The sequence below is a fragment of the Collinsella sp. TM09-10AT genome, assembly GCF_003436275.1.
Taxonomy (GTDB): Bacteria; Actinomycetota; Coriobacteriia; order Coriobacteriales; family Coriobacteriaceae; genus Collinsella.
Window position 1 is genome coordinate 181,893 of the sequence record NZ_QSOP01000002.1, and the last position, 9,879, is coordinate 191,771.

Sequence of the window (9,879 nt, forward strand, 5' to 3'; positions counted from 1 at the left end):
GGTTTCTCGGCGATCTCGGACACCTGGAAAACCTTTACTGCGCTGTGACGGCTAGCCTGACGGCGCATTTCCTGTAGTTGTTTTTATCTCCGAAGGAGAGCGACATGGAGAACAAGTACGTCTGCTCTGTCGATATCGGCGGAACTAAAATTGCGACTGCCATCATGGAGTACCCGGCTGACGGTAGTGTGCCCCATCCCGTTTTTGAGGCCGAGGTTCCCACCGAGGCCCAAGAGGGCGGCGAGGCCGTCTTCCAGCGTATCGAGGCGTCTATCAAGGCCGCTCTTGAGGCGAATCCCGATGTCGAGGTTCTCGGTGTCGGTATCGGTGCCGCAGGCGTCGTCGATCCCAAGACGGGCGCCATTGCGTATGCCAATGAGATCATGCCCGGCTGGTCCGGCGTTCAGTTGGGGCCGCGTCTGCGCGAGGACCTTGGTCTTCCCGTTGCCGTTGTGGGCGACGTGCAGGCTCATGCTCTGGGCGAGGCCCACTGGGGTGTCGGCAAGGGCAAGTTCTCCGTCTTGTGTCTTGGCATCGGTACGGGTATCGGCGGCGCATATGTCGAGAACGGCCGCGTGATGCAGGGCTTCCATGGTGCTGCTGGCCATATGGGCCACATCGAGTGCTCGGCTGCCGCCGGCATTCCCTGCGCCTGCGGGCGTTCCGGCCATCTGGAGTCGGTTGCTTCGGGCACTTCCATTGGTCGTATGTACGATGAGCGCTTTGGCCGCGTCGACCCCAGCCGTCCTTCGGTCGGTCGCGATGTGAACGACCTGTGCCGTGCAGGCGACGCAAAGGCGACCGAGGTCATCCATGACGCTGGCTTTGCGCTGGGTGCCAGCTTGGGCTCGCTCGCTAACATCCTGGACCCTGAGGTCATCGTGCTTTCGGGCGGCGTGATTCACCAAGGTCCCGATTGGCGTTCGCAGACGTGGAAGGATTCGGTGCACGAGGGCTATGCCAGCCAGGCGCTCGATCCGCTTCAGGACACGCCGATCCTCATCGGTTCTCTGGAGGGCGATGCTCCGCTCATCGGTGCCGCTGAGCATCTTCTTGCCTCGTTGAAGTAAACGTATCTGCTGTAGGAGCCTCCCGAGACAACACGCCTCGGGAGGCTGTTCTGAGAAAGGTTGCAGCCTTATGACCGTCGATCCTTTGATTCAATCCCTGAAGGGCAAGCTCGTCGTGAGCGTTCAGGCGTATATGGGCGAGCCGCTTCGTACGCCCGAGACCATGGCTCAAATGTCTCGCGCTTGCGAGCTTGGCGGCGCCGCCGCCATTCGCTGTCAGGGCCTTGCCGACATTGCCGCTATTAAGGGTCGCTGTGAGGTTCCTGTTATCGGCCTGTGGAAGGATGGACACGAGGGCGTTTACATCACGCCGACGCTGCGTCACGCTCGCGCCTGCGTTGCTGCCGGTGCCGATATCGTGGCGATCGACGCCACCGATCGTCCGCGTCCCGATGGCAAGACCGTCGAGGATACCTTCCGCCCGCTGCACGAGGAGGGCGTGCTCCTGATGGCGGATTGTGCCACCATCGAGGACATTCGCCGTGCGGTTGATATGGGCTTTGACCTGGTATCCACCACGCTTTCTCACGGCGTCGCCGCCATCGACTGCACCATGGCCGATGGCCCCGACCTGCCACTCCTGCGTCAGGCGACCGAGGAATTCCCCGGTCTTCCCATCATCTGCGAGGGCCGCGTGCACACGCCCGAGGAGGCTCGCGCTGCGATCGATGCTGGCGCCTGGGCCGTTGTCGTCGGCACCGCCATCACGCACCCCACGAGTATTACGAGTTGGTTCAAGGCTGCGCTTGAGGCGTAAGACAGGCCTCGTATCCGCTCGGGGCGGTATACTCAATATAGGCAATTGACCGCGCGGGATCCGGGTTGCTGGGTCCCGCGCTTGTTTTTGGGAGGCAGCACATGCAAAAGGGAGATGCCATGGATGCGGCGGAGCGCTCGGAGCGCATCCCCGATATCGTCATCATCACCGGAATGTCCGGATCGGGCCGCACACAGGCCATGCACGTGTTCGAGGACATGGGCTATTTTTGCATTGATAACCTACCTCCGCGTCTCATCGCCCAGCTTGCCGAGCTCGTCGGCATCAATACGGGCGTGGGCAGGCATCTCGCCGTCACCTGCGATTTGCGTAGCCAGGGACTGTTTGACGAGTTGCTCGATGCGGTCGCCGCGCTCGAAGAGCGCGAGATGAGCTGCGACATCGTGTTCCTGGAGGCTTCTGACGAGGTGCTGATTCGTCGCTACAGCGAAAATCGCCGCCGTCATCCCATTGCCAAGCCGGGGGAGACTACGGCCGATGCCATTCAGCGCGAGCGCCTTCAGCTGCAGGGCGTGCGCGATCGAGCCGATATGATTATCGACACGAGCCGCCTGCGCACCTCTGCCCTGCGCAACAAATTGCGCATGGCGTTCTCCGAGTTGTCCGACCAGCAGCTCATGGACGTTCACGTGTTCTCGTTTGGCTTTAAGCACGGTATGCCCGTCGAGGCGGACATTATGATCGACGTTCGCTTCCTGCCCAATCCGTTTTACGATCCCGAGATGCGTACCATGACCGGTCTCGATAAGAAAGTCTCCGACTTTGTTCTGGACCATCCCAAGACCCAGGAGTTCTGGAAGGCCTGGACGCAGCTGCTCGATACGGTGATGCCGGGCTATATCGCGGAGGGTAAGCCGCAGCTTTCTATCGCCATCGGCTGCACGGGCGGACAGCACCGTAGCGTCGCCATTGCCGAGGCCACGGCCCGTTACCTGGAAGGCGCCCAGTATCACGTGAGCATCTCCCACCGCGACCTGTCGCGCGCCAACACGAAGGCATAGGCCTGCATGTCGTTTACCGCTGAGGTGCGCGACGAGCTTGCGCGCTGCGAACCCGAATGTGAATACTGCGATTTGTCGACGCTTGCCGCCCTGACGCGTGTGAGCGGTACGCTTTCGTTGGCCGGCTCCGGGCGGTATCGTTTGACGGTCGCGACCGAGACGGGAGCCGTCGCGCGCACGATGATCACGCTGACGCATCGCATCCTTAAGCTCAAAACGGAATTCACCGTTCGTAAATCGGTCTTGCATAAGGTCCGTAACTATCTCATTACCCTGCCCGATCAACCCGACCTGGACAAGGCTCTGGTGCTGCTGGGCATTCTAGACCGCAGGGGAGGGCTCGTTGCTGGTGTTCCCCGACACATCGTTGCCCGTCCCTGCTGCAGGCTTGCCTACATCCGCGGCGCGCTCATCGCGGGCGGCTTCGTGGCCGATCCACGCGGCGATTTTCATTTGGAGATCGCGGTGCAGGGCGAGCAATATGCCAAGGGGCTTTGCGACCTGTTGGGGCAGATTGGGGTCCATGCTCGTGTTAATGCGCGGCGGGGGTCATATGCCGTGTACATTAAGAGCGCCGAGGAAATCGAGCATTTATTAAAGCTGATTGGTGCCAAGCGCAGCGTTGCCGAGATTGAGGAGGCGCGCGCGGTCAAGTTGGTTAAGAACGATGTGAACCGTCGCGTGAACGCCGAGCTCGCCAACCAGACCAGAAGCGCCGGTGCTGCCCAACATCAGCTTGCGCTTATCGATGAGCTCGAGCAGCGCGGCCTTCGCGATGCGCTTCCGGATGCCTTGGCGGTCTTTTGCGTCCTGCGCGAGCGCTATCCCGATCTGTCGCTGCGTGATTTAGGGGAGATGGCTGACCCTCCCTTGTCGAAGTCGGCCCTCTACCATCGAGTTTTGAGGCTTGAAAAGCTCATTGAAGCAAACGGGTAGTTTAAAGTATCGACTTATATACGGATTTAGCTGCTATTTTATTCTTTAAAACGTTTTAACGTAAATTTGATTTTCAATTTCGAGCATTCTCGTGAAATTCAAGTCAAAAAAAAGGTATATTAGGCGAGTGGTTAGTTTGTGGGCCTCAACGGCGGGCGCTGTAGCTTGCGGGGGCCTTACGAAAGGAGACACAATGGCAGTAAAGGTTGCTATTAACGGCTTCGGTCGCATCGGTCGTCTGGCTTTCCGTCAGATGTTCGGTCATGAGGGCTCCGAGATCGTCGCTATCAACGACCTCACCTCTCCCGATATGCTCGCTTACCTGCTGAAGTACGACTCCACGCAGGGCAACTACGCTCGCGATCACGAGGTCGTTGCTGGCGAGGATTCCATCACCGTTGACGGCAAGGAGATCAAGATCTACAAGGAGGCCGACGCCAACAACCTGCCTTGGGGCGACCTCGACGTCGACGTCGTTCTCGAGTGCACCGGCTTCTACACCAGCAAGGCTAAGGCTCAGGCCCACATCAACGCTGGCGCCAAGAAGGTCGTCATCTCCGCTCCGGCCGGCAGCGATCTGCCCACCATCGTGTACAACGTCAACCACGAGACGCTGACCGCTGAGGACAACATCATCTCCGCTGCTTCCTGCACCACCAACTGCCTCGCCCCGATGGCCAAGGGTCTGAACGACTTCGCTCCCATCGTGTCCGGCATCATGACCACCATTCACGCCTGGACCGGCGACCAGATGCCGCTCGACGGCCCGCAGCGCAAGGGCAACAAGCGTCGTAGCCGCGCCTGCGCCGTCAACATCGTCCCCAACACCACCGGTGCTGCCAAGGCTATCGGCCTGGTTCTCCCCGAGCTCAACGGTAAGCTCATCGGTGCCGCCCAGCGCGTCCCGACGCCGACCGGCTCCATCACCAACCTCTACGCTGTTGTTGACAAGAAGGTCACCGTCGACGAGGTCAACGCCGCTATGAAGGCCTACGCTTCCACCATCTCCGAGACCTTCGGTTACAACGAGGACGACATCGTCTCCACCGACATCATCGGCGAGACCCACGGCTCCATCTTCGACGCCACTCAGACCATGTGCTCTGACCTCGGCAACGGCCAGACCCTCGTTCAGGTCACCTCTTGGTACGACAACGAGAACTCCTACACCTCTCAGATGGTCCGCACCATCAAGTACTTCGAGAAGTTCGTTGCTTAATTTAGCTTTTAGCGAATAGCTCGTTGAGCGTCTAAAGAAGGGCGCGGCCTCATAGGGCTTACACCCTAGGGTCGCGCCCTTTTTATAGGAAATCGTCTGCCGTAATGGGAGGCAGACACGTACGAAAGGTAGAAGCAAACATGGCCTTTACCAAGAAGACCGTCCGCGACATCGATGTCGACGGCAAGCGCGTTCTCGTCCGCGTTGACTTCAACGTGCCTATCAAGGATGGCGTCGTTGGCGATACCACCCGCATCAAGGCTGCCCTGCCCACCATCAACTACCTCGTTGAGCACAACGCTCGCGTCATCCTCATGAGCCACCTCGGCCGTCCCGATGGCACCGGCTTCCAGCCCGAGCTCTCCCTTGAGCCTGTCGCCAAGAAGCTCGCTGAGCTCTCTGGTCTCGATGTTGCCTTTGTCGCCGACACCTACGGCGAGAAGGCTGCTGAGGCTGTTGCCGCCGTCGAGCCGGGCAAGGTCCTCGTTCTCGAGAACGTCCGTTTTGACAAGCGCGAGAAGAAGAACGATCCCGAGATCGCCAAGAAGCTCGCTTCCTATGGTGACGTCTTCGTTCTCGATGCTTTCGGTACCGCTCACCGCGCCCAGGGTTCCGTCGTGGGTCCCGCCGCTTACCTGCCTGCCGTCGCCGGCTTCCTGCTCGAGAAGGAGGTCGACACGCTGACCGGCATCTTCGCCGAGCCCGAGCGCCCCTTCGTTGCTATCGTCGGCGGTTCCAAGGTTTCCTCCAAGATCGGCGTTCTCGATCACCTCATCGACTCCGCTGACACCCTGATCATCGGTGGCGGCATGGCCTACACCTTCTTCCTGGCTCAGGGCCTGACCGTCGGTCAGTCCCTCAAGGAAGAGGACTGGGTCGAGCGCGCCGGCGAGATGCTCAAGAAGGCCGAGGAGAAGGGCGTCAAGATCCTGCTCCCCATCGACAACCGCGTTGCCGATCACTTTGGCGAGGACGCTGTCCCCGAGGTTGTCGCTTCCGACGCTATCCCCGACGATCGTGAGGGCATGGACATCGGCCCCAAGACCGAGGAGCTCTACGCCGAGGCCGTCAAGGGCGCCAAGACCGTGTTCTGGAACGGCCCCATGGGTGTATTCGAGTTCGACAACTTCGCTCACGGCACCCAGGCTATCGCCGAGGCCGTCGCCGAGGCCGACTGCACCTCGATCATCGGCGGTGGCGACTCTGTCGCGGCTGTCAACAAGTTCAACCTGGCCGACAAGATGAGCTGGATCTCCACCGGTGGTGGCGCTTCCATGGAGCTCGTCGAGGGTAAGGCCCTGCCCGGAGTGGAGGCGCTTCTCGATGCCTAATCGCACCCTTCTTATCGCTGGTAACTGGAAGATGAACAACGACGTCGCCGAGGCCGCCAAGCTCGCCGATGAGCTGGCTCAGGCTCTGCCCGAGGTTCCGGCTGGCGTCGAGGTGCTCGTCTGCCCTCCGACCATTGACATCACCACGGTTCATGACCGCATTCAGGCTGCCCCCATCGCCCTCGGTGCACAGAACGTGTACTGGGAGGCCAAGGGTGCCTTCACCGGTGAGTCCTCTTGCGACATGCTCAAGTCCGCTGGCTGCACCTACTGCATCATCGGTCACTCCGAGCGTCGCGACTACTTCCACGAGACCGACGAGGATCAGAACAAGAAGGCCAAGGCCCTCGTTGCCGCCGGTCTTGTTCCCGTCTTCTGCTGCGGCGAGTCCCTCGAGGTCCGCGAGGCTGGCACCTATGTCGAGCACGTCGTGAACCAGGTCAAGGCTGGCCTTGCCGGTCTTGAGATCACCTGCCCCAAGCAGGTCGTCGTCGCCTACGAGCCCATCTGGGCCATCGGCACCGGCAAGACCGCTACCGCTGAGGACGCCCAGGAGGTCTGCGGCGCTATCCGTGAGACCCTCAAGGAGATGTTTGGCGAGGAGCTCGCTAACGGCATCCGCGTTCTCTATGGTGGCTCTGCCAAGCCCGGCAACATCGCCGAGCTCGTCGCTAAGCCTGACGTTGACGGCGCCCTCGTGGGCGGCGCTTCGCTCAAGGCTGCCGACTTCGCCTCTATGGTCGTCAAGGCAGGCGAGTAGGACATATGGCACAGCGTCATCTTCCTGCACTCCTGATCATCATGGATGGCTGCGGCCTTGCTCCGGCCGATGGCGAGAACGCCGTCGCCGCTGCCAAGACGCCCTTCCTTGATAGCCTGTACGAGAAGTATCCTCACACCACGCTCGGTGCTTCGGGCGAGGACGTGGGCCTTCCCGACGGTCAGATGGGCAACTCCGAGGTAGGCCACCTCAACATCGGTGCCGGCCGCATCGTGTTCCAGGAGCTTTCGCGCATCAACAACGCCATCAAGGACGGCTCCATCGCCAAGAACGAGGTTTTCGTCAAAGCTATGGACGACGTCAAGGCCGAAGGCAAGACCCTGCACCTCATGGGCCTTATGAGCCCTGGCGGTGTTCATTCTCACATGAACCACGTCGAGGCTCTGGTCAAGATGGCTGCCCAGCATGGCGTCAAGACCGTTCGCGTCCACGCCTTCATGGATGGCCGCGACGTCGACCCGCAGTCCGGTGCCGGCTACATGAGCGAGTTCTGCGCTTTCCTGGCTAAGATCTCCGAGGAGACCGGTTGCGACGCTCGCGTTGCCACCGTTTCGGGCCGCTATTGGGCCATGGACCGCGACAACCGTTGGGAGCGCATCCAGCGCGCCTACGACGTCATGGTCAACGCGTCCGATGCCGATACCGACCCCGTTGCCGGTATCAAGGCCTACTACGAGAAGGATCCGCGCGGCGACGAGTTCGTCGAGCCTTTCGCGGCCCACAACGAGGGCATCCACGAGGGCGACGCGGCCATCTTCTTCAACTTCCGTCCCGACCGCGCTCGTCAGATGACCCGCGTGTTCACGGACAAGGAGTTCGATGGCTTTGAGCGCGAGCAGATTAAGCTCTCGCACTTTGTGACGATGACCGAGTACGATCCGACGTTTGACGTCGAGGTCGCCTTCCCCAAGACGTTCCCCGAGAACGTCCTGGCCGACGTTATCGCCGCCAATGGCCTGAAGCAGCTGCACACCGCCGAGACCGAGAAGTACGCTCACGTGACGTTCTTCCTCAACGGCGGCATCGAGGAGCCCAAGGAGGGCGAGGAGCGCGTGCTCGTCGCTTCCCCCAAGGTCGCTACCTACGATCTGCAGCCCGAGATGAGCGCTCCCGAGGTTACCGAGAAGCTTGTCGCCGCTATCAACGAGGATCGCGCTGATTTCTACATCGTGAACTTCGCAAATTGCGACATGGTTGGTCACACCGGTGTCTTCGACGCCGCCGTTAAGGCCGTCGAGGCTGTTGACGATGCTCTGTCCAAGGTTGTCCCGGCGATTCTCGCCAAGGGCGGCTTTGCGCTGATTACCGCCGACCATGGCAACGCCGATCACATGTTTGACGTTGCTTCCGACGGTTCCAAGCATCCGTTTACGGCTCACACCACCAACCGCGTGCCGTTCATCATCGTTGATGATAAGGCCAAGCTCACCGGTATCGAGGACGGCCGTCTTTCCGATATCGCTCCGACCATGCTCATCATGGCTGGTATTGAGCCTTCCGCCGAGATGACGGGTCGCGTGCTCGCCACCGAGGCCTAATAGAAAACAAATACCGTTTTCTAGTAAGGGGGTTGTCCACAACCGGACGACCCCCTTTTTGGTATTTCTGCCATTTCTGCCCCGTCCCTAAATGGCAGGTGGGGGAGTGTTGGAGGTTGTGGTACAGTACTGGAGTTTGAATCGTTCTATTAAGGAGCTTATCTATGGGTCCGTTTCAGATTCTTCTGTTTGTCGTTTGGGCTGTTTCTGCCGTGGCGCTGACGATTCTCGTTCTGATGCATTCCGGTAAGGGCACCGGCGTTTCGGATATGATCGCTAGCTCGCTGTATAACTCCAGCTCTGCCACGGGCGTCATGGAGCAGAACCTCGATCGCCTGACGGTAATTATGGCCGTCGTTTTTGCCGTGTGTGTCGTTCTGTGCATGTTCTTCTTCCCGCAGGGCATCGTCGGCTACTAAGCATCGGCGTATATACGTTTGTAAAGGGTCCCGCATGTGCGGGGCCCCTTTTGTTTTTCAAGACTTTAGTCTGCTGGCCGCGCAGCGCCCAGCTTTAAACCACCCGCTACGCGGGTGGAGACAAACGGCTTTACAAAGCCACCCCTCCGACCGATATTGACGATTGTTCAGGCCGTCAAGAATTCGAGTCGAAGGGGTGGTCGCCATGGCCCAGAAGGCCTACAGCCTTTCCCACACGAAGTGGATGTGCAAGTACCACATCGTGTTCACGCCGAAGTATAGGCGCAAAGTGATCTACAACCAAATCAGGAGCGACATAGGGGAGATCCTCAGGAAGCTGTGCGAGTACAAGGGGATCGAGATAATCGAGGGGCACCTGATGCCCGACCACGTGCACGTGCTGCTGGCGATCCCGCCGAAGTACAGCGTCGCGAGCGTCATGGGCTACCTGAAGGGGAAGAGCTCGCTGATGATATTCGACAGGCACGCCAACCTCAAGTACAAGTTCGGCAACAGGAAGTTCTGGGCGGAGGGCTACTACGTGTCCACCGTCGGCCTGAACGAGGCGACGATCGCCAAGTACATCAGGGAGCAGGAGTCCCACGACATCGCGCTGGACAAGCTGAGCGTGAAGGAGTACGAGGACCCCTTCAAGAGGAGGTGATCCTGCCGGTTCGACCGGCGCGCCACGGGTCAAGATGCACTAGGCCTGGACGAAGTCCGGGCCCGCGCCTTTAGACGCGAGCCCGGGGCCCGTGGGTTATACCCTAAGAGCAAACCACCCTTTTTAAGGGTGGTTCTGATTT

General features: G+C 60.1%; 10 protein-coding genes. All 10 read left to right on the forward strand.

Annotation, left to right across the window (positions count from 1 at the left end; all coding sequences use genetic code 11):
- Positions 1–104 precede the first annotated feature (104 nt).
- The 10 genes from DXD77_RS01710 to tnpA all read left to right on the forward strand — a co-directional run bounded on the left by DXD77_RS01710 (position 105) and on the right by tnpA (position 9,737).
- Positions 105–1,070 (forward strand): ROK family protein, encoded by a 966-nt coding sequence (locus DXD77_RS01710; protein WP_022094876.1) that lies wholly within the window; start codon positions 105–107, stop codon positions 1,068–1,070.
- 70 nt (positions 1,071–1,140) lie between these two features.
- Entirely contained in the window at positions 1,141–1,827 is a 687-nt protein-coding gene (locus DXD77_RS01715) for an N-acetylmannosamine-6-phosphate 2-epimerase (protein WP_022094877.1), read from the forward strand.
- 101 nt (positions 1,828–1,928) lie between these two features.
- Complete coding sequence (gene rapZ / locus DXD77_RS01720) at positions 1,929–2,849, forward strand: RNase adapter RapZ (protein WP_022094878.1); 921 nt, start codon at positions 1,929–1,931, stop codon at positions 2,847–2,849.
- A gap of 6 nt (positions 2,850–2,855) precedes the next feature.
- Positions 2,856–3,785 (forward strand): DNA-binding protein WhiA, encoded by a 930-nt coding sequence (gene whiA, locus DXD77_RS01725; protein ID WP_117647505.1) that lies wholly within the window; start codon positions 2,856–2,858, stop codon positions 3,783–3,785.
- Between the two features lie 193 nt (positions 3,786–3,978).
- Complete coding sequence (gene gap, locus DXD77_RS01730) at positions 3,979–5,004, forward strand: type I glyceraldehyde-3-phosphate dehydrogenase (protein ID WP_099431436.1); 1,026 nt, start codon at positions 3,979–3,981, stop codon at positions 5,002–5,004.
- Positions 5,005–5,144: 140 nt separating this feature from the next.
- Positions 5,145–6,335, forward strand: coding sequence for a phosphoglycerate kinase (gene pgk, locus DXD77_RS01735; protein WP_117564871.1), 1,191 nt, complete (start codon positions 5,145–5,147; stop codon positions 6,333–6,335).
- Positions 6,328–7,095 (forward strand): triose-phosphate isomerase, encoded by a 768-nt coding sequence (tpiA, locus tag DXD77_RS01740; RefSeq protein ID WP_022094882.1) that lies wholly within the window; start codon positions 6,328–6,330, stop codon positions 7,093–7,095. Before pgk ends, tpiA begins: the two co-directional genes overlap by 8 nt.
- A gap of 5 nt (positions 7,096–7,100) precedes the next feature.
- Positions 7,101–8,654, forward strand: a complete 1,554-nt coding sequence (gene gpmI / locus DXD77_RS01745) for a 2,3-bisphosphoglycerate-independent phosphoglycerate mutase (protein ID WP_117564869.1) — start codon at positions 7,101–7,103, stop codon at positions 8,652–8,654.
- 164 nt (positions 8,655–8,818) lie between these two features.
- A complete protein-coding gene (gene secG / locus DXD77_RS01750; RefSeq protein ID WP_006236144.1) occupies positions 8,819–9,073 on the forward strand; it encodes a preprotein translocase subunit SecG in 255 nt (84 codons plus the stop codon).
- 205 nt (positions 9,074–9,278) lie between these two features.
- A complete protein-coding gene (gene tnpA, locus DXD77_RS01755; RefSeq protein WP_055250296.1) occupies positions 9,279–9,737 on the forward strand; it encodes an IS200/IS605 family transposase in 459 nt (152 codons plus the stop codon).
- The last annotated feature ends 142 nt before the right edge of the window (positions 9,738–9,879 follow it).